We start from the raw sequence: 20,338 nt of genomic DNA, 5'->3' as shown, positions 1-20,338 counted from the left end.
CATCTTAGGCGGGGTCATTCTGGCGTGTCAACATTGTTGATACATTGGAGTTGTTGCAACGCCGGGCGGCGCTGGCGCTTGCCCGGCCTACGTGATGACGCCGCTTGTAGGCCGGGTAAGGCGTAGCCGCCACCCGGCAGGATGTATAGACCCGGACCTCCAGCGAGTATCTCTTCGCATGTTACTGATGTTGAGTACAATAATGCCGCCTGGATAATAAACCAGGACGCTTATACTCATCATCACAAGGCATATTGATATGGAAATCTTGTCGCAGAATAAATTTAGCTCACTGGGCATGCTGCTGGGCGCTATCGCCCTGGTGCTTGGGATGGTGCATTTCTCTTTTGGTCCTTTCTCCTCACCGCCTCCATCCCTTGAAATGGTGGTTGCTGAGCAGGTCGCTGCCGTTAAAAAAGGCATTATTGCTGGCATAACCGGGAAAACGCCTGCAACCGCAGAAAACCGCACCCTGGATGTTGACCGGCTTATCCATAATGGTGGGATTGTTCTTGCCATCGCAGGGCTGGGGCTCGCGTTTATCGGCGGTATGCGCAAGGAGAATCGCTGGGGCATACGTGGCGCTATGACGTTTGCCGGAGAGACGTTGATCTTTCATACCGTGCTGTTTGGCATCGGGGTTGTTTGCGCCATTCTTGTGCTGATGGTGATCCTGTCCATCGTGAGTGGTGCTTTGCCAAGTATCTAGTCAGTCGGTAACGCCGGGCGGCGCGTGCGCTTGCCCGGCCTACGTGGTGCGGTTTTCCGGATTTTGTAGGCCGGGTAAGGCGTAGCCGCCACCCGGCGTTTTTGTGCGGCCCGATGCCCTCACCCTAACCCTCTCCCACAGGGAGAGGGAATAACTCTACCTTCTTGATCGCACCAGCTGATAGCGCCGGGTGATGTATTCGAACGGGGCGCTCCAGACGTGGACCAGGCGGGTGAAGGGGAAGAGCAGGAAGATGGTCATCCCCAGCACCAGATGGACGCGGAAAATAAAGGCCACGCCGCTCAACATCTCAGACGATCCCCCCGTGAAAGGTGACGATCCCCTGGGCCCAGCCGACCAGCTTCAACATTTCGCTGCCGTCCGGGTATTGCGCCGAGAACGGAATGGTCGTCAGGCCGAGCACGCACTGTGTCAGCAGTATGCTCATGATAATGATATCCGGCGTCGTGGAGGTGGCGCGCACCCGCTGATTAAACAGGCGGCGATACAATAGCATCGAGCCGCCAATCAGGGTCAGCACGCCGCAGATCCCGCCGGCGATCATCGCCAGCTGCTGTTTGACCGCCATCGGCAGGAACCAGGCGTACATCCAGTGCGGGGTTAACATCCCGAACAGGTGGCCGAAGAAAATCCCCAGAATCCCGATGTGGAACAGGTTAGAGCCCCAGTTCATACCGCGCTTGCTCAGCAGCTGGCTGGAGGAGGCGCGCCAGGTGTACTGGCCGTAGTCGTACCGCAGCCAGCTGCCGAGGAAGAAGACCGCGGCGCAGATGTACGGATAAATGTCGAAGAAAAAGACGTTCAGATGGTGTGTCATTTTGGGCCTCCGGCACTGACGTCCACGTACTGCGGCGCGACGTCCTGGCTAAAGCGTCGTTGATATTGCTGCATCGGCGAGCTGTCGCAGGCCGTCGCGTTATCCTCGATAAACTTCACCTGCTCCTCTTCCCAGACCGCATCCAGCGCCTGGCGGGTGTCGTCACGTTTTTCACCCGCCACCTGCTGCGTGACACTGTCACTGGACAGCTTGCTGCCCGCAAACCTCAGCAGGGCATCGAACAGTAGATAATGCGCCACCTCGCGCTGTTTCAGCCGCCCGCCAATCAGCGCCAGAATCGGCGCCACGTTCTGCAAGCCCTCCCGGGCCTGCGCCTCGGGCAGAATGCTCAGATACTCCAGATAGAGCGGCAGATAGTCCGGCAGCTCGCGGCAGTCGAGCTGCAGTCCGGCCTGCTCGTACTGGTTCATCAGGTCGACCATCGCCTGGCCGCGATCCCGCGATTCGGCATGGACATGTTCGAACAGCAGCAGCGAGGTGGCGCGCCCGCGCTCGAACACCTCACACCACTCGGCCTGACGGTCGAGCAGCGGGGCGTTGAGATACTGCTGCGCAAAGGGCAGCAGCACCGGCGCGTCCTGCGCCACCAGGGCGATCGCCTCGTCACGGCTCTCCCACAGCGCCTCGTCCGGGTACTCAATCAGCAGGGCGATAATTTTGAGGATCTGCATTACTCTCCCTCCCCGTGATCGCGCACCTCGGTGATGTTGATGGCGTCGATGCGGCTGCTGTTGAACAGGTTGAATTTAGTGTCGGAGCCGTGGCAGCCGTCACCGAAGGTAAAGCCGCAGCCGTTTTTCTCCGGGAAGGCGTCGCGGGCCATCTCCCGGTGGCTGGTCGGGATCACGAAGCGGTCTTCGTAGTTGGCGATGGCGAGATAGCGGTACATCTCCTCCACCTGTTCGACGCTCAGACCCACTTCCTCAATAGCGCGGGTATCGGTCACGCCTTCTACGGTCTGGGAGCGTTTATAGTGGCGCATCGCCATCATCCGTTTCAGGGCGCGCAGCACCGGGCCGGTGTCGCCCGCGCTGAGCATATTGGCAAGATACTGCACCGGAATGCGCAGGCTTTCGACCGCCGGGAGGATGCTGTCGGTCTGCGGCAGGCCACCGGCATCGGCGTAGGACTGAATAGGCGACAGAGGTGGAACATACCAGACCATTGGCAGGGTGCGGTACTCCGGGTGCAGCGGCAGGGCCAGCTTCCAGTCCATCGCCATTTTGTACACCGGGGAGCGCTGTGCAGCGTCAATCACGTTCTGCGGAATACCTTGCTTCACCGCTTCTTCAATGATTGCCGGGTCGTGCGGGTTGAGGAACACGTCGCACTGACGTTCATAGAGATCGGTTTCATGTTCGGTGCTGGCCGCCTCTTCGATACGGTCTGCGTCATACAGCAGCACGCCGAGATAGCGGATGCGTCCAACACAGGTTTCCGAGCAGACGGTCGGCTGGCCGGACTCGATACGCGGATAGCAGAAGATGCATTTTTCCGACTTGCCGCTCTTCCAGTTGAAGTAGATTTTTTTGTACGGACAGCCGCTGATGCACAGGCGCCAGCCGCGGCATTTGTCCTGGTCGATCAGGACAATGCCGTCCTCTTCGCGCTTGTAGATCGCCCCGCTTGGGCAGGTCGCCGCGCAGCTCGGGTTCAGGCAGTGCTCGCACAGGCGCGGGAGATACATCATGAAGGTGTTTTCGAACTGGCCGTACATCTCCTTCTGCATCCGGTCGAAGTTGCGGTCCCGGGCGCGCTTCTCAAATTCGCCGCCGAGCAGCTCCTCCCAGTTCGGCCCCCACTTAATCTTGTCCATCCGCTTGCCGTCAATCAGCGAGCGCGGGCGGGCGGTGGGCAGGTGGTTACCCTCCGGGGCGCGATGCAGATCCTGATAGTCAAAGGTGAAGGGTTCGTAGTAGTCGTCGATCTGCGGCATCTGAGGGTTGGCGAAGATTTTCGACAGCACCCCCAGCTTGCCGCCCAGGCGCGGGGTCAGCTTGCCGGAGATGCCGCGGATCCAGCCGCCTTGCCACTCCTCCTGGTCCTCCCAGTTTTTCGGATAGCCAATGCCCGGCTTGGTTTCGACGTTGTTAAACCAGGCGTACTCCATGCCTTCGCGCCCGGTCCAGACGTTTTTGCAGGTCACCGAGCAGGTGTGACACCCGATGCATTTATCGAGATTAAGTACCATGCCAACCTGTGAGCGTATTTTCATTTTTTTCGCCTCCTGTACCTGATCCCGACCTTCGCCATCCAGCCAGTTAATGTTTTTCATTTTGCGGATCATGATGAACTCGTCGCGGTTCGAGCCGACGGTGCCGTAGTAGTTGAAGCCATAGGCCAGCTGGGCGTAGCCACCGATCATGTGCGTCGGTTTCGGGCAAACGCGGGTCACGGAGTTGTGGATCCCGCCGCGCCGTCCGGTTACCTCGGAGCCCGGAATGTTCAGAATGCGCTCCTGGGCGTGGTACATCATGGTCATCCCCGGCGGCACGCGCTGGCTGACCACCGCGCGGGCGGTAAGGGCACCGTTGGCGTTGAAGCACTCGATCCAGTCGTTATCTTCGATGCCCAGCTCGCGGGCGTCGGTTTCGCTGATCCAGACAATCGGCCCCCCGCGCGACAGGGTCTGCATCAGCAGGTTTTCGCTGTAGGTGGAGTGGATGCCCCATTTCTGGTGCGGCGTCAGGAAGTTCAGCGCCTTCTCCGGGAAGCCGTTGGGCGGGATCTCGCGCATGTGGGTCACGCTGCGGGTATCAATCGGCGGTCGATAGGCCACCAGGCTCTCGCCGAAGGCGCGCATCCACTGGTGATCCTGATACAGCTGCTGGCGGCCCGAGAGGGTGCGCCACGGGATCAGCTCGTGGACGTTGGTGTAGCCCGCGTTGTAGGAGACATGCTCGCTCTCAATGCCGGACCAGGTCGGGCTGGAGATGATTTTACGCGGCTGGGCCTGAATATCGCGGAAGCGTATCTTCTCGTCTTCCTTGTTCAGCGCCAGATGGCTGTGCTCGCGGCCGGTGAACTCGGCCAGCGCCTCCCAGGCTTTGACCGCCACTTGGCCGTTGGTTTCCGGGGCGAGGGCGAGGATCACCTCCGAGGCGTCAATCGCCGTCTCGATGCGCGGGCGGCCTTTCGCCGGGCCGTCGAGCTTGACGTAATTGAGCTTGCCGAGGAAATCGACCTCGTCCTGGGTGTTCCATGAGATGCCTTTCCCGCCGTTGCCGAGCTTGTCCAGCAGCGGCCCGAGGGCGGTAAAGCGCTCGTAGGTATCCGGGTAGTTACGCTCCACCACGGCGATGTTCGGCGCGGTTTTACCGGGGATCAGATCGCATTCACCTTTACGCCAGTCGGCGATGTCGAACGGCTGGGACAGCTCGGCCGGGGAGTCGTGCTGCAAGGGTTGTAACACCACATCGGTTTCAGTGCCCAGATGCCCGACGCAGACCTCGGAGAAGACTTTGGCGATGCCCTTGTAGATCTCCCAGTCGCTGCGCGACTCCCAGGCCGGATCCACCGCGGCGGAAAGGGGATGAATAAACGGATGCATGTCCGAGGTATTCATATCGTCTTTCTCGTACCAGGTGGCGGTGGGCAGGACGATATCCGAGAACAGGCAGGTGCTGGACATGCGGAAATCGAGGGTCACCAGCAGATCCAGCTTGCCCTCGATGGCGGCGGTCTGCCACTCCACCTCTTCCGGCTTCACGTCATCCGTCGAGCCGAGGTCATCGCCCTGAATGCCGCTCTCGGTGCCGAGCAGGTACTTGAGCATGTACTCATGGCCCTTGCCGGAGGAGCCGAGCAGGTTTGACCGCCAGACGAACAGGTTGCGCGGGTGGTTATTGCCGCTGTCCGGCTGCTCGCAGGCCATGCGGATATCGCCCGATCGCAGCCCCTGCGCAGTATATTCCTGAGGCGACATGCCGGCTGCCTCGGCCTGAGCCTTAATGTGCAGCGGGTTGAGGTTGAGCTGCGGCGCGGACGGCAGCCAGCCCATGCGCTCGGCGCGCACGTTAAAGTCGATCAGATGGCCGGTGAACTTCGAGGCGTCCGCCAGCGGGGAGAGCAGCTCCTGGGCGGTGAGTTTTTCATAGCGCCACTGGCTGGCGTGGTTGTAGAAGAACGAGGTGCTGTTCATCTGGCGCGGCGGGCGGTTCCAGTCCAGCGCAAAGGCCAGTGGAAGCCAGCCGGTTTGCGGACGCAGCTTCTCCTGGCCGACATAGTGCGACCAGCCGCCGCCACTTTTGCCCACGCAGCCGCAGAAGACCAGCATGTTGATCATCCCGCGGTAGTTCATGTCCATGTGATACCAGTGGTTCACCCCGGCACCGAGGATAATCATCGACCGGCCGTGGGTCTTATTCGCCGTGTCGGCAAACTCCCGGGCGATCTGCTCGATGTGGCGACGCGGCACGCCGGTGATCTGCTCCCCCCAGGCCGGGGTGTAGGCTTTGATCTCAGCGTAATCTTTTGCGGCGTGAACATCCTCCAGGCCGCGATCGAGGCCGTAGTTGGCCAGCACCAGATCATAGACGCTGGCGACGTGCAGCTGGCGGCCATCGGCGAGGGTCAGGGTTTTTACCGGCAGCTGGCGGACCAGCACCGGATCCTGCTTCACGCTGCGGAAATGCGGATTTTCATTGCCGCCAAAGTAGGGGAAAGCCACCCCGGCAACGCTGTCGCGGGTGCCGAGGAGGGAGAGCGCCAGCTCGGTCTCCTGGCCTGCCGCCTGAGGTTCGAGATTCCATTTGCCTTTTTCGCCCCAGCGGAAGCCGATGGAGCCGTTCGGCACCACCAGATCGCCCGTGGCGGTAAAGGCGACGGTTTTCCACTCCGGGTTATTGGCTTCGCCCAGGCCGTCGGCGAGATCGGAGGCGCGCAGCATCCGGCCCGGCACGTAGCTGCCGTCCTCGCGCGGATCGAGCATCACCAGCATCGGCATGTCGGTATAGCGACGGCAGTAGTTGAGGAAATAGTCGCTCGGGTTATCGAGGTGGAACTCTTTCAGGATCACGTGGCCCATCGCCATCGCTAAAGCGCTGTCGGTGCCCTGTTTCGGTGCCAGCCACTGGTCGCTGAGTTTCGCCACTTCCGAAAAGTCGGGGGTGATGGCGATGGTTTTGGTGCCTTTGTAGCGCACCTCGGTAAAGAAGTGGGCATCCGGGGTACGGGTCTGCGGCACGTTGGAGCCCCAGGCGATGATGTAGCTGGAGTTATACCAGTCGGCGGACTCCGGCACGTCGGTCTGCTCGCCCCAGGTCATCGGCGAGGCGGGTGGCAGGTCGCAGTACCAGTCGTAAAAGCTAAGACAGGTGCCGCCCAGCAGGGAAAGATAGCGTGTGCCCGCGGCGTAGGAGACCATCGACATCGCCGGGATCGGCGAGAAGCCAGCGACCCGGTCCGGGCCGTAGTGCTTGATGGTCCAGACGTTGGCGGCGGCAATAAGCTGGTTCAGCTCTTTCCAGTTCGAGCGGATAAACCCGCCGTGACCGCGCGCCTGCCTGTAGCTCTGGCTCTTTTGTGGGTCATTCTGAATGGCGTTCCAGGCCAGCACCGGATCGCTGTGCTGTGCCAGCGCCTCGCGCCACAGCTCAATTAGCTTGCGGCGCACCAGCGGGTACTTCAGGCGGTTGGCGCTGTAGAGATACCAGGAGTAGCTGGCCCCGCGCGGGCAGCCGCGCGGCTCATGGTTCGGCAGGTCGGGGCGGGTTCGAGGGTAGTCGGTCTGCTGGGTTTCCCAGGTCACCAGACCATTCTTGACGTAGATTTTCCAGCTACAGGAGCCGGTGCAGTTCACGCCGTGGGTGGATCGCACAATTTTGTCGAACTGCCATCGCTGGCGATAGCTGTCCTCCCAGTCGCGGTTGGTGTGCATCACCTGACCGTGTCCATCCGCGAAGGTCTCGCCTTTTAGTTTGAAATAACGAAAGCGATCCAACAATTTACTCATGACGTTTCTCCTGACGGGGCGACTCCCGCCCCGTGGTTACACTGCTCACAAAAAAATTGAACAACTCGTTATGATTTGACGTGCTTCTGCCGACGGCCATACACCAGCCAGGTGACGAATACGCAGACGATATAGAACACCAGGAAGACCTTCATCGCCCCCACCGGTGAGCCGGTCATTGCCAGCGAGGTGCCGAAGGCTTTGGGAATGAAGAACCCACCGACGGCCCCAATGGCTGAAATAAAGCCCAGCGCGGCGGCGGTGTCAGTGACGGCCTCTTTCTGGGCCTGCTCGTCCGTGCCACCGTGCAGTTTGACTCTATAGACGGTGATTTGCCGGAAGATGACAGCGATCATCTGGAAGGTGGAACCGCTGCCAAGCCCGGCGGTGAGGAACAGCCCCATAAACACCAGATAAAAGGCGGTAAAGTTGCCGGAACCGGAGCCCGGCAGGGTGAGGAACAGCAGGGCGGAGAAGAGGGCCATAAAGATGAAGTTCACCAGGGTGACGCGCACCCCGCCGAGCTTATCCGAGATCACCCCACCGGCAGAGCGCGCCAGGGCCCCAATCAGCGGGCCAAAGAAAGCCAGATGGAGGATATTAACGTCCGGGAACTGGGTTTTCGACAGCATGGCGAAGCCGGCAGAAAATCCGATAAACGAGCCGAACGTGGCCAGATAGAGCAGGCTCAGCAGCCACAGGTGCAGACGCTTCAGCACCGGCAGCTGGCTGGCGATGGTTGCCTTCGAACTGGCGATATCGTTCATGCCAAAAAAGGCAGCAATGGTCGCCAGCAGCAGCAGCGGGGCCCAGATCCAGGCGGCGTTGGCGAGGAACAGCGTCGAGCCATCATCCTGCGGCACGCCGTGCACCCCAAGGAAGGTGAACATCGGCAGAAAGATCACCACCGGGGCCGCCATCTGCATCACGCTGACGCCGAGGTTGCCCAGCCCACCGTTAATACCCAATGCGCTGCCCTGTTTAGCTTTGGGGAAGAAAAAGCTGATATTGCCCATGCTGGAGGCAAAGTTCGCCCCGGCAAAACCACACAGCAGGGCGATAGTGATAAATACCGCATAAGGAGTAGCCGGGTTTTGCACCGCAATACCGAGCCATACGCAGGGAATAATAAGAATAACGGTACTTAATACCGTCCAGTATCTGCCGCCAAATATAGGCACCATAAAGGAGTAGGGGACGCGTAATATTGCCCCGGAGAGCGAAGGCAGGGCCGTTAACATAAACAGCTGATCGGTCGTGAAATTAAAACCCACCTTATTCAGATTTACCGCCACCGCGCTAAATAACATCCAGACGCAAAACGCCAGCAGCAGACAGGCAACCGAAATAACTAAATTTCGTCGCGCAATCTTTTTGCCTTTATTTTCCCAAAATGCTGCGTTTTCCGGTTTCCAGTTGCTTAATAAATAATGATTATTCTTCTCAGCTTGTTGCGACATATTACCCTCTTGCATATCCGTAAATGGCAGGAAGAGAAAGTCATTCAGGCAGATGCCTGAGTTTTTGATGAGAAATTATTGGATGTGTTTTGGGAGTCTTCTGAAAGGATAGATAAAAAAAGCGAACCCCTGAGTTTAGAAGGGAGATATGGGCTCGCTTAATGTGTTACAAATCGTAACAGTTAAGAAATGCTGATGATTAGCCGAGCTCGAGAGTCATTAACGTATTAAGGTGCTGATTAAATGCGGCATCATCCATCTCCGGCATGGATAACACATACAGCCCGTCCAGCCCGCATACCAGGCCTATCAGCCGCCAGGCGATATTTTCCGCACTGTCTTTCAGCCGGAAGGCATTCGCCTGTTCACCCGCCCGTATGATGGCGACCGTCTCCTGATGCCACATCTCCATCGTTAGCACATAAGCACCTTTTATTTCGGCATCGCGGGTGGCCAGCAGCTGGGCTTCCCGCCACAGACGAATATAGGGTTCAAAACTGCGGTCGTCGCTGCCGAGCATGGCGTAAAGCCGTTCGCGCCAGCTGGCGTTTTCTGCGACCACGTCGGCATCCAGCAGGGCGCGGATCAGGCGGATAAACGCCTGCGACTTGAGCTCCCCCGCAGAGGCAAAGTGGTGATGCACCTGGCCGGTCGCCACTTTTGCTTCGGTGGCGATACGTCGCACGGTCATTCCGGTAAAGCCTTCGCTCAGCGCCACGCGCATCGCTGCATGCAGGATCTCTTCCCGCCGCTCGTCCTTGCTCAGATAGCTCATTCTTTTCACTCTCAACTGGGGGACAACGAGTGTAACAAAGAGCTGGACATGCGTTCAACTTTCCGTAGGATCGCAATCTGGACATGTGTCCAGGTTTGCATAAAAAAGGACAGTTATGGTTCGTCAGTGGTTAGCGTTAGTGATAATTGTGTTGGTCTATATCCCGGTGGCGATTGATGCCACGGTGCTGCACGTCGCCGCGCCGACGCTGAGCATGACCCTGGATGCCAGCGGCAATGAATTGCTGTGGATCATTGATATCTACTCCCTGGTGATGGCCGGGATGGTGCTGCCGATGGGGGCGCTCGGGGATCGCATCGGCTTTAAGCGGCTGCTGATGATGGGCAGCACCCTGTTTGGTCTCTCGTCGCTGGCCGCTGCGTTTGCCCCCTCGGCGGGGTGGCTGATTGCGGCGCGGGCCTCGCTGGCTATCGGCGCGGCGATGATTATTCCCGCAACCCTTGCCGGGATCCGCACGCTGTTCCCGGATGCGCGTCGGCGCAATATTGCCCTCGGCGTCTGGGCGGCGGTGGGCTCCGGCGGGGCGGCCTTTGGCCCGCTGGTGGGCGGTATGCTGTTGGCGCATTTCTACTGGGGCTCGGTGTTTTTGATTAACGTCCCGATTGTGCTGCTGGTGGTCTCCCTGGCGGCACGTTTTGTGCCGGCGCAGCAGGGGCGGCCTGAGCAGCCCCTGAACATCACCCATGCCCTGATGCTGATCGTGGCAATTTTACTGCTAGTCTACAGCGCCAAAACGGCGCTGAAAGGAGGGATATCTCCGTGGCTGGTGGCGGGCACGCTACTGACCGGGGCGGCGATGCTGTGGACCTTTATCCGCATCCAGCTCCGCGCCGGCAGGCCGATGATCGACATCCGCCTGTTCGGCCACCGCATTATTCTCAGCGGAGTGGTGATGGCGATGACGGCGATGATCGCCCTGGTGGGCTTTGAGCTGCTGATGGCCCAGGAGCTGCAGTTTGTCCACGGCTTCACTCCGTTTGAGGCGGGCATGTTTATGCTGCCGGTGATGGTTGCCAGCGGCTTTAGCGGGCCGATTGCCGGAGTGCTGGTGGGCCGTCTGGGGCTGCGGATCGTGGCGACCGGCGGAATGGGGCTGAGCGCGCTTAGCTTCATCGGGCTGTCGATGCTTGATTTCAGCACCCAGCAGTGGCAGGCCTGGAGCCTGATGGTGCTGTTGGGCTTTAGCGCGGCGAGCGCGCTGCTGGCCTCCACCTCGGCGATCATGGCCGCCGCACCAAAAGAGAAGGCCGCTGCGGCCGGGGCAATTGAAACCATGTCCTACGAGCTGGGAGCCGGGCTGGGGATTGCGATCTTTGGTCTGCTGCTCACCCGCAGTTTCTCAGCGTCGATCGAACTGCCGCCGGGGCTGGATGCGTCGCTGGTGGATCATGCCGCCTCCTCCATCGGTGAGGCGGTGAAGGTGGCCCAGCATCTGACGCCAACGCTGGCTGAATCGGTGATTGAGGCGGCGAAAACCGCGTTTATCACCTCCCACAGCGTGGCGCTGGGCAGCGCAGGGGGAATGCTGTTGCTGCTGGCTATCGGGATTTGGTTCAGTCTGGCGAAGGTATCACAACAGTAAAAACACGCCCGGCGGCGCGGTGTGCTCTCTCTCCCTTGAGGGAGGGGGTTGGGGTGAGGGGGGAACAGGCGGCTCAAAAGCGCCCGGCGGCGCTTCGCTTGCCGGGCCTACAAATGCAACAAAAACGGCGTTATTTTACAGCTCCTGCGCCCGCAGCAGTAAAAACACGCCCGGCGGCGCGGTGTGCTCCCTCTCCCTTGAGGGAGAGGGTTGGGGTGAGGGGGGAGCAGTCGGCTCAAAAGCGCCCGGCGGCGCTGCGCTTGCCGGGCCTACGAAGGCGATAACGGCTCGGACCGTAGGCCGGATAAGCGCAGCGCATCCGGCTTATTTTTCAAGAGCTGCTGCTAGCACGCTGTGCAGCAGCACGTTGGCCCCTTTCTCAGACCACTCCGGCAGGATCTTTTCCGCTTCGTTATGGCTGATGCCCTTTACGCAGGGGATAAAGATCATGCTGGCAGGGGCGATTTTGCTGATGTAGCAGGTATCATGCCCGGCACCGGACACCATAGGCTTGGCGGTGTATCCCAATTCCGCCACCGCTTTCTCGCTACGCGCCAGACAGTCGGCGTCAAAGTTGATGGGCGCATAGTCAAAAATGCGCTCAACCTTCGCGCTCACGCCCCGCGCAGATAGATTCTCCGCCGCCTGATGCAACGCAGCCTCCATCGCCACCAGCGCCTCGCTCTCCGGATGACGGAACTCGACGCTGCATACCACCCGGGAAGGGACCACGTTGCGCGAGTTCGGCGTGATTTCCGCCATCCCAATGGTCGCCCGGCCGTCGGGTGCATGCTGATAGCCAATGGCCTCCACCTTCAGTGCCAGCTCTGCAAAGGCGGTTAAGGCGTCGCGGCGGCTGTGCATCGGCGTGGTGCCCGCATGCGCAGCGAAACCGTCGAGGGTGATGGTAAACCAGCGCTGTCCCATCGCCACGCGCACCAGCCCGATATCCACGGCTTCATCTTCCAGGATTGGCCCCTGTTCGATATGCAGCTCGTAGCAGGCGTGGATCGGGAAGGCGCGGGCAGGGCGCTCGCCGCGATAGCCGATGGTGTCCAGGGCCTCAGCTACGGTAATGCCATCCCGGTCAGCCCGGGCGTGGGCATATTCTTCGCTGAACTGCCCGGTCCAGACGCCGGAGGCGAGCATCGCCGGGGCAAAGCGCGCCCCTTCTTCGTTAGTCCAGTTCACCAGCACGATATCGCGCTCGGTTTCAACCTGATGGTCGTTCAGGGTGCGCAGCAGCTCCAGTCCGGCCAGCACGCCGTAGATCCCGTCGTAGTTGCCGCCCAGCGGCTGGGAGTCCACGTGCGAGCCGGTCATCACCGGGGCCAGAGCAGAGTTCCTCCCCGCACGGCGGATAAACATGTTGCCCATGCTGTCGACATCGCAGGAAAACCCCGCCTCCAGCGCCCAGTCGCGCAGCAGGTTGCGGGCAATGCGGTCCTCGTGGCTTAGCGCCAGGCGGGTGGCGCCACCGGCGGGTGTACCGCCGATGTGCGCCATCCTCTCCAGCGTCGACCATAGCCGGTTTGCATTCACCTGGATCATGCTTTGTCCTTCGTGCTGCGGTAGCGGAAGTCACAGCACTTACCGCCCTGCATGATGGTGGTGGTACGGGTCAGCTCCACGTCCGGCGCGTAGCCGACGATGAATTTCTCATCGCGGGCGCACGACAGCAGGTGGCCGATCTCGCCCAGGCCCATCTCGTGATACATCTCGGCATAGCGACAGCGGGTGACGTTGTAGTTGTACTGCTGGTCGTCGGCGTCGATCACCTTCACGTCCAGCGCGTTATCTTTCTCCCACAGATACTGCAGGGCGATAAAGCTCTTTACGTCCGCGCCGTTCGGCTCCTGACTGGCAAACGCTTTGCCCGCGTTGATGGCGGCCTGCTCAATGGCCTCGCCAATCACCGCCTGGGCGCGGGTCTTGCCGATCTCGCGCACCAGGATCTCGTAAATTGGCTTAATAATTTCTGCTTCAATTTTGCGGCGGGCGAGAATGCCCAGCTCATTATTATCACTCATCACATTGCCTCACTGCGTTACTTAGCTTTTGCGCCGCCCAGCACGGTTTGCGGCTGCCATTTGCCGTCGATCACTTTATAGACGGTGAACGACGGGGTTTTCAGGTTGCCCTGGTTATCAAAGGCGATCTGCCCGGTGACGCCGGAGTAGCTGATAGCGCGCAGGGCAGGCAGGTATTCGGCCGGATCCACCGAGTCGGCTTTTTCCATCGCCGCCACCAGTACGCGGGTGGCGTCATAGGCGAACGGGGCGTGCAGTTCGATATGGGTGTGGTAGCGGGACTGATAGGCCTGCTCGAAGGTCTTGCCGCCCGGCATCTGATCCACCGGCAGGCCCGGCTCCAGCGCCACCACGCCTTCACCCTCTTTCTGCGCCAGCTGCAGGAAGGTCTGGCTGACAAAGCCGCCCGCGCCCATCAGGGTGGCATTCATGCCCAGCTGTTTAATACGACGCGCCAGCGGTGCAGCCTGGCTGTCCACGCCGCCGAAGAAGATCAGATCGGCGTTTTTGCTGCGGATCGCGGTCAACACGGCGCTAAAGTCGACGGTTTTGTCGTCAACGTACTGACGGTCGACAATCTTCACCCCCTGGGCTTCCAGCGATTTAATAAACTCATCCGCAAGACCCTGACCGAAGGCGGTACGGTCGTCGATCACCGCAATGCGTTTAGCTTTCAGGTCGTTGATGGCGTACTGCCCGGCAAACTGGCCGCCGTCATCGTCGTGGCCCATCACGCGGAAGCTGGTGTCGAAGCCCTGTTGGGTATAGGCATGACCGGTCGCCACCGGGGCTACCTGGGCGATACCGGCATCGTGATACACCCGTGCAGCCGGGATGCTGGTGCCGGTGTTCCAGTGACCGACCACGCCCGCCACGCCGCTGTCCACCAGACGCTGGGCCATGGCTACTGCGGTACGCGGATCCGACTGGTCATCTTCGGACTGCAGTTTGAAGGTCACCGCTTTGCCGCCGATGGTCGGATGCTGCTTGTTGATGTCGTCAATCGCCAGCTGCGCGCCGTTCTCCAGATCCTTACCGATACGGGCAGACGGGCCGGTGAGCGGGCCCGCCAGGCCAATCACTACAGTTTCGCTGTCGGCGGCCCAGGCACCGGTAGAGGCGAACCCGCTGAGCAGAATAGCGGCGCTGAGCGCGCTGATTTTTACGGTTTTCATTATTTTTCCCTGATGTTGGTTGGTGTTGTTAAACGGGCATTTCGCCCAAATAAATCTGTGCAATCTGGTCATCCTCGAGCATCGCTTTCGACGCGCCCTGGTGGACGATGCTGCCGCTGTCCATCACCCAGGCCCGATCGGTCACTTCCAGCGCCAGGCGGGCGTTCTGCTCGATCAGCAGCAGGGCGACGCCGCGCTCGCGCAGCCCGGCGATAACGGCAAAAATGTTCTCCACCATCTTCGGTGCAAGCCCCATCGACGGCTCGTCGAGGATCAGCAGGCGCGGCTGGCTGAGCAGGGCGCGGTTAAGGGCCAACAGCTGCTGTTCCCCGCCGGAGAGCAGCCCGGCCAGCTGGTGCTGGCGTTCGCCAAGGCGCGGGAAACGCTCGAAAATCTCGTTCATTTCCTGCCTGACTGTGACAGTGTCACGGCGCAGCCAGGCCCCCATCTGTAAATTTTCCAGCACCGTCATCCGGCCGAAGATGCCGCGTCCTTCCGGGACCATCACCAGCCCGTCGCACAGCAGCGCTTCGGCCCTGTGTTTGCGCACCGCTTTGCCGTTGAATTCAATATGGCCGCCAAAGCGTTCCAGCCCGGTGATGGCCCGCACGGTGGAGCTTTTGCCCGCGCCGTTGGCACCAATCAGGGTGGCCTGTTCGCCTTCGCGCAGGCCAAAGGAGACGTCCCGCACCGCCTGGATCCCGCCGTAATGCACGTCCAGACGTTCCACTTTCAGTAATTCAGACATGGGCATTGCCTCCAAGCCAGGCGGCGATCACCGCCGGGTCGCGTCGGACGCTGTCCGGGGTACCGCTGGCCAGCGTTTTGCCGTAATCCAGCACCGTGAGGCGATCGCAGATCCCCATCACCAGCTTGACGTCGTGTTCTATCATCAGCAGGGTTTTCCCGTCGTCACGAATGCGGGTCAGCAGTTCGCCGAGAGCCATCTTTTCCGCTGCGTTCATACCTGCAGCGGGTTCGTCCAGCGCCAGCAGCAGCGGATCGGTGGCCAGCGCGCGGGCGATCTCCAGCCGACGCTGATGGCCATAGGCCAGGTCGCACGCGCGGTAGTGGGCGAACTTCGCAATGCCGGTGTACTCAAGCCAGTGCCAGGCCTGCTCCAGGGTCTGCGCCTCTTCTTCCCGGGCGCGCTTGTGACGGCTCAGTGCCGCCCACAGCCCGTTGCGGGTGCGCACGTGGCGACCGACCATTACGTTCTCCAGCACCGACATCTCGTTAAACAGCCGCACGTTCTGGAAGGTGCGGGCGATGCCCGCGGCGGTCACTTTCTCGATCTGGGTCGGGAAGTAGGGTTTATCGGCAATGGCAAATTCGCCGCTGTCTGCCGGATAAAGCCCGGTGATCAGGTTAAAGCAGGTGGTTTTGCCCGCGCCGTTGGGGCCAATCAGGCCGTAGATCTCGCCCTTGTTGATCGACAGTGAGACGTTATCGACCGCCGTCAGGCCGCCAAAGCGTTTGGACATGTTGCGCACGGTTAACAGGCTCATGCTTTGACCTCCTTGTGGCGCTTGGGCCAGATGCCCGACGGCCGCACCAGCATCACCAGCACCAGCGCCAGGCCGTAAAACAGCTGACGCAGGATCTCCGGGTCAATCAGCACCGAACCAAACAGCACCTGCTGCACCGGGGCCGCCTGGCTGCGCAGCAGCTCCGGCAGGGCGGTAAGCAGCACCGCGCCGAGGATCACGCCCGGGATATGGCCCATCCCGCCCAGCACCACCATTGCCAGCACGGCAATGGATTCCTGCAACGTGAAGGATTCCGGGGAGACAAAGCCCTGGAAGGCACCGAACAGCGCCCCGGCCACGCCGCCGAAGGAGGCGCCCATGGCGAAGGCCAGCAGCTTAAAGTTGCGCACGTTGATGCCCATCGCCCGGGCGACATCTTCATCTTCGCGGATGGCGTGCCACGCCCGGCCAATGCGCGAGTGCTGCAGGCGCAGGCAGACAAAAATGATCCCGACAATCACCAGCATCAGCAGGTAGTACCACAGCCACAGCGCCGGTACCTTGACGCCGAACCAGTGGTAAACGCCGCTGAACTTGAGGCCGAACAGGTTCAGGGTATCGACGCCGGTAATGCCTTTTGCGCCGTTGGTGATGTTCACCGGACGGTCGAGGTTACGCATCAGGATGCGGATAATCTCCCCGAAGCCGAGGGTGACGATCGCCAGGTAATCCCCGCGCAGCTTCAGGGTCGGCGCACCGAGCAGAATGCCGCATACCGCTGCGACCAGCGCCGCAATGGGGATAATCAGCAGGTAAGAGGTGTGCAGCCCGTCCGGGAACCAGACGTTGAGGATCGGGAACACCTCCGCCAGATGCGGTGACGCCAGCAGCGCCGCCAGATAGGCTCCGACGGCATAGAAAGCGATAAAGCCCATATCCAGCAGGCCGGTGTAGCCCACCACGATATTCAGCCCCAGCGCCAGCATGATGTAGAGCAGAGCGAAGTCGATCACCCGCACCCAGTAGTTGCCGCCCAGTTGGGTCGCCACCACCGGCGCAAGGAGCAGGGCAAGGACGAAGAGCGTCATGCCGGACCAGAATTTGCCGCTGGTCGCCGGTGTTTTGAGTTCAATGGCAGTCATGATTTTCCCTTACGCCCTGTGCGCCACGCGCTCGCCCAGCAGACCCGCCGGACGGAAGACCAGCACCAGAATCAGTACGATAAAGGCGAACACGTCCTGATAGTTGCTGCCAAATACGCCGTTGGTGAGCTCGCCCAGATAACCCGCGCCCAGCGCTTCGATAATGCCGAGCAGGATCCCGCCAATCATCGCCCCGCGAATATTGCCGATGCCGCCGAGTACCGCTGCGGTAAAGGCTTTAATGCCGGGCAGAAAGCCCATCGAGAAGCTGGCGTTGCCGTAGTTGCTGGCCATCATCACCCCGGCCAGCGCGGCAAAAACGCCGCCGATGGCGAAGGTCAGGGTGATGATCGCATTTGGGTTAACACCCATCAGGGTGGCGACGCGCGGGTTTTCCGCCACCGCGCGCATGCCGCGACCGAGACGGGTGTACTCCACCAGCAGCCACAGGCCGGTCATGACGATCAGAGCCAGCGCCACGGTAACCATGCCGGTGACGGTGACGATCGCCGGGGGATGGGCTTCGCTGCCCTTGGTGATGGCAATCGGGTCCATCGGCAGGATCTGCGGGAACATCAGCGGATTTCGCGTCCAGATAATCATCGCCACGGTTTGCAGCAGCACCGACACGCCAATCCCGGAGATCAGCGGTGCCAGCCGTGGGGCGTTACGCAGGCGGCGATAGGCAAAGCGCTCAACGGCCATCGCCAGCAGGGCGCAGACCGCCATGGCGATCAGTAGCGCAAAGCCGAGCTGCAGCAGCTGCGGCATGGCCGGGAAATGATTGCTGAGAAGGTTCAGCCCTGACAGCGTGGTCAGCGCCCCGACCATCAAAATATCGCCGTGGGCGAAGTTAATAATGCGCAAAATGCCATACACCATGGTATAGCCCAGCGCGATCAGCGCGTAGATGCTGCCCAGCATCACGCCGTTGATCAGTTGTTGTATGAGTGTGTCCAACGTTGTTACCCGACAAAGTGCTCTTTCCAGCGGGTAACATCTAATAATTGAATTAAATTGTGAAATACGCATATATTCTTTCTTATGATTTTTGGAGCTTGCGTTATCTGATTGATTTTAATGATGATGCTAAATGGCTGAATAACCTGATTATCCATAACAGATCAATATATGAATAAAACAGAACAATCCCTGACGCTGTCGACCTTTGCCGAGAGCCGGCTGGCGAACGATCCGCCGCTGCGGGCGGTGCGGGCCTTCGAGGCGATAGCCCGGCTGGGCAGCGTGACGCAGGCGGCCCAGGAGTTGGACATCTCCCCGTCGGCGGTGAGTCATCAGCTGAAGGTGCTGGAAGGGTATTTGCAGATGCCGCTCACCGAGCGCCAGGGGCGCAGGCTGATCCTCAGCCAGCAGGGGCGGGACTATTACCGCTCCATTCGCGCGGCCTTTAACGTGCTGCGCCAGGCCACGGAGCATCTGCTGGAGCAGGTGCAAACCCGCCAGGTGACCATCAGCCTGATCCCGCTGTTTGGCATGGGGTGGTTTATTCCGCGTCTGCCGGGATTTATGCGGGCGAATCCGCAAACCGAGATTAATGTGGTCTATGCCAACCACCGCAACTACCTGAGCGATGCCTCGGATATGTCGATCCGCTTTGGCAACGGGCAGTGGACGGGCTATCAGAGTGAAAAGCTGATCTCCGGGCAGATGGTCCCGGTCTGTAGCCGGGCCTTTTTGCGCCTGCACGGGCATATCGACACCCCCGAACAGCTGCTGCAGATGCCGCTCCTGCATGACGAGGAGCGTAGCTCCTGGCAGCAGTGGTTTATCCAGCAGGGGGTGAAGCGTCCGCCGCGACGCAGCGGACCGATGTTTGAAGACGGGCTGTTAACCCTGGCAGGGGTGCAGGCGGGGCTGGGCTGCGCCCTGATGCGCGAGCCGCTGATAGCGCCATACCTGGAGAGCGGGGAGCTGGTGAAGATTTTTGATCTGCCGATTGATGATGGCCGGGATTACTACCTGTGCGTGCGACAGGACGGCGAGATGAGCGAGGACGGCATGCTGCTGCAAAGCTGGCTGCGGCGGAACAGTTCCCTCTCCCCGGAGGAGATGCCGGGTGGCAGCTCCGCCTGACCCGGCCTACAAATACGATGACGTTGGATGGCCGGGCTCGAACGGTTCCCTCTCCCTGGAGGGAGAGGGTTAGGGTGAGGGGGAACATGCCGCACCGCAGACAACCTACAAAACCGACAAACGGCTCCACGCCGTAGGCCGGGCAAGCGCATGCGCCGCCCGGCGAAGCCCTCAGCCTCTCCGAGTGCGAGTAGCGTACCAGCACAACAACGACCCCGCGCACACCATCATCGCTCCCTGCCAGAAGCTGAACGACAGGGGCGCATTCAGCAGCACCGCCGCCAGCGCCGCTGACAGCACCGGGGTAAAATAGGAGGCCGCCGCCAGCAGCGTCACGTTGCCGTGCAGAATGCCGGTATTCCATGAGGCATAGCCAAATCCGAGCGCCACGCCGCACATCAGCAGTTTGAACACCACCGGCACGCTGAACACCATCTCCGGCTGATCGCTGAACAAATATTTAACCCACAGGGTCAGCGCCGTCAGCAGCACAAACAGTGTGATCCCATTCTGCCCCTTCGCATATTTGCTGGTCACGGTGCAGTAGGCCGCCCAGATAAAGGCCCCGACAAAGGCCAGGCCATAACTCAGCGGATTAGAGACGATGTTGCGGGTAATCTCCGCCGGATTGAGCCCATTATCGCCGCCTAACACCCAACTGACGCCCAGCAGGGAGATAATCAGCCCCGGGATCACCCACAGGGTTGAGCGCTGGCGGTTAAACAGAATGGCAAACACGATGGTCAGGCTCGGCCAGAGGTAGTTCACCATCCCCACCTCAATCGCCTGATGGCGGGTAGAGGCATAGCCTAACGACAGCGCCAGACAGATTTCGTAGCTGACAAACAGCACGCTGCCGGCCATCAGGTAGCGGGGCGAGAACCGCCGCAGTTTGGGAAACCCTACCGTGACCAGGCACAGTAGACCGCTGAGCGTGTAGATCATCGCCGCGCCGCCCACCGGGCCCAGCCCCTCGCTGACGCCCCGAATCAGGCCTACCATCGTGCTCCAGAGCACAATGGCGGCCAGCCCGATCAGGGTGGCTCTTTTTCTGTCCATCATTTTCCCA

General features: G+C 60.6%; 14 protein-coding genes and 3 pseudogenes. 3 read left to right on the top strand and 14 right to left on the bottom strand.

Features of this window, described 5'->3' with window-relative positions; all coding sequences use genetic code 11:
* The first annotated feature begins 259 nt into the window (after window positions 1-259).
* The gene (locus AAHB66_RS11545) at window positions 260-709 is read left to right on the top strand and encodes a hypothetical protein (RefSeq protein WP_347116364.1); all 450 of its coding nucleotides are present in this window, start codon (window positions 260-262) and stop codon (window positions 707-709) included.
* A gap of 156 nt (window positions 710-865) precedes the next feature.
* Here the strand turns inward: AAHB66_RS11545 and narI are convergent.
* The 6 genes and pseudogenes from narI to AAHB66_RS11515 form a co-directional block, all read right to left on the bottom strand.
* Window positions 866-1,547: pseudogene (narI, locus tag AAHB66_RS11540) on the bottom strand (respiratory nitrate reductase subunit gamma).
* On the bottom strand, window positions 1,544-2,239 hold the full coding sequence (gene narW, locus AAHB66_RS11535; RefSeq protein ID WP_347116362.1) for a nitrate reductase molybdenum cofactor assembly chaperone: 696 nt from the start codon (window positions 2,237-2,239) through the stop codon (window positions 1,544-1,546). Before narW ends, narI begins: the two are co-directional and overlap by 4 nt.
* A pseudogene (gene narH / locus AAHB66_RS11530) lies at window positions 2,239-3,723 on the bottom strand (nitrate reductase subunit beta); the annotation flags it as partial. The pseudogene narH and the gene narW, both read right to left, overlap by 1 nt.
* 60 nt (window positions 3,724-3,783) lie before the next feature.
* A pseudogene (locus AAHB66_RS11525) lies at window positions 3,784-7,521 on the bottom strand (nitrate reductase subunit alpha); the annotation flags it as partial.
* Window positions 7,522-7,589: 68 nt separating this feature from the next.
* The gene (locus AAHB66_RS11520; RefSeq protein WP_347116360.1) at window positions 7,590-8,981 is read right to left on the bottom strand and encodes a NarK family nitrate/nitrite MFS transporter; all 1,392 of its coding nucleotides are present in this window, start codon (window positions 8,979-8,981) and stop codon (window positions 7,590-7,592) included.
* 199 nt (window positions 8,982-9,180) lie between these two features.
* Window positions 9,181-9,756 (bottom strand): TetR family transcriptional regulator, encoded by a 576-nt coding sequence (locus AAHB66_RS11515; RefSeq protein ID WP_347116359.1) that lies wholly within the window; start codon window positions 9,754-9,756, stop codon window positions 9,181-9,183.
* Window positions 9,757-9,871: 115 nt separating this feature from the next.
* On the opposite strand from AAHB66_RS11515, the gene AAHB66_RS11510 reads away from it, so the two are divergent.
* Complete coding sequence (locus AAHB66_RS11510; RefSeq protein ID WP_347116357.1) at window positions 9,872-11,359, top strand: MFS transporter; 1,488 nt, start codon at window positions 9,872-9,874, stop codon at window positions 11,357-11,359.
* A 324-nt stretch (window positions 11,360-11,683) separates the two neighbouring features.
* Here the strand turns inward: AAHB66_RS11510 and AAHB66_RS11505 are convergent, their stop codons facing one another.
* Genes AAHB66_RS11505 through AAHB66_RS11475 form a run of 7 tightly spaced genes read right to left on the bottom strand, consistent with a single transcriptional unit; the run spans window position 11,684 to window position 18,135 of the window.
* Window positions 11,684-12,910: a Zn-dependent hydrolase gene (locus AAHB66_RS11505; RefSeq protein WP_347116356.1), complete on the bottom strand. Its 1,227-nt coding sequence runs from the start codon at window positions 12,908-12,910 to the stop codon at window positions 11,684-11,686.
* Window positions 12,907-13,389 carry an L-2-amino-thiazoline-4-carboxylic acid hydrolase gene (locus AAHB66_RS11500; protein WP_347116354.1) on the bottom strand — a complete coding sequence of 161 codons (483 nt, stop codon included), beginning with the start codon at window positions 13,387-13,389 and terminating at the stop codon, window positions 12,907-12,909. Before AAHB66_RS11500 ends, AAHB66_RS11505 begins: the two co-directional genes overlap by 4 nt.
* Before the next feature lie 17 nt (window positions 13,390-13,406).
* Window positions 13,407-14,564, bottom strand: a complete 1,158-nt coding sequence (locus tag AAHB66_RS11495) for a branched-chain amino acid ABC transporter substrate-binding protein (protein ID WP_347116353.1) — start codon at window positions 14,562-14,564, stop codon at window positions 13,407-13,409.
* 28 nt (window positions 14,565-14,592) lie between these two features.
* A complete protein-coding gene (locus AAHB66_RS11490) occupies window positions 14,593-15,312 on the bottom strand; it encodes an ABC transporter ATP-binding protein (RefSeq protein WP_347116352.1) in 720 nt (239 codons plus the stop codon).
* Window positions 15,305-16,072 (bottom strand): ABC transporter ATP-binding protein, encoded by a 768-nt coding sequence (locus AAHB66_RS11485; protein WP_347116350.1) that lies wholly within the window; start codon window positions 16,070-16,072, stop codon window positions 15,305-15,307. The genes AAHB66_RS11490 and AAHB66_RS11485 overlap by 8 nt, the downstream gene beginning before the upstream one ends.
* Window positions 16,069-17,175 (bottom strand): ABC transporter ATP-binding protein, encoded by a 1,107-nt coding sequence (locus AAHB66_RS11480; RefSeq protein WP_347116349.1) that lies wholly within the window; start codon window positions 17,173-17,175, stop codon window positions 16,069-16,071. The genes AAHB66_RS11485 and AAHB66_RS11480 overlap by 4 nt, the downstream gene beginning before the upstream one ends.
* 9 nt (window positions 17,176-17,184) lie before the next feature.
* Window positions 17,185-18,135 carry a branched-chain amino acid ABC transporter permease gene (locus AAHB66_RS11475; RefSeq protein WP_347116348.1) on the bottom strand — a complete coding sequence of 317 codons (951 nt, stop codon included), beginning with the start codon at window positions 18,133-18,135 and terminating at the stop codon, window positions 17,185-17,187.
* A gap of 171 nt (window positions 18,136-18,306) precedes the next feature.
* Here AAHB66_RS11475 and AAHB66_RS11470 point away from each other — a divergent pair, with 171 nt between their 5' ends.
* Window positions 18,307-19,269, top strand: coding sequence for a LysR substrate-binding domain-containing protein (locus AAHB66_RS11470; RefSeq protein ID WP_347116347.1), 963 nt, complete (start codon window positions 18,307-18,309; stop codon window positions 19,267-19,269).
* 171 nt (window positions 19,270-19,440) lie between these two features.
* Here the strand turns inward: AAHB66_RS11470 and yddG are convergent, their stop codons facing one another.
* Window positions 19,441-20,328 carry an aromatic amino acid DMT transporter YddG gene (gene yddG, locus AAHB66_RS11465; RefSeq protein ID WP_347116462.1) on the bottom strand — a complete coding sequence of 296 codons (888 nt, stop codon included), beginning with the start codon at window positions 20,326-20,328 and terminating at the stop codon, window positions 19,441-19,443.
* Window positions 20,329-20,338: the final 10 nt, after the last annotated feature.

Source organism: Leclercia sp. S52, assembly GCF_039727615.1.
Lineage (GTDB): Bacteria > Pseudomonadota > Gammaproteobacteria > Enterobacterales > Enterobacteriaceae > Enterobacter > Enterobacter adecarboxylatus_B.
This window is presented reverse-complemented; position numbering and strand designations above follow the sequence as displayed.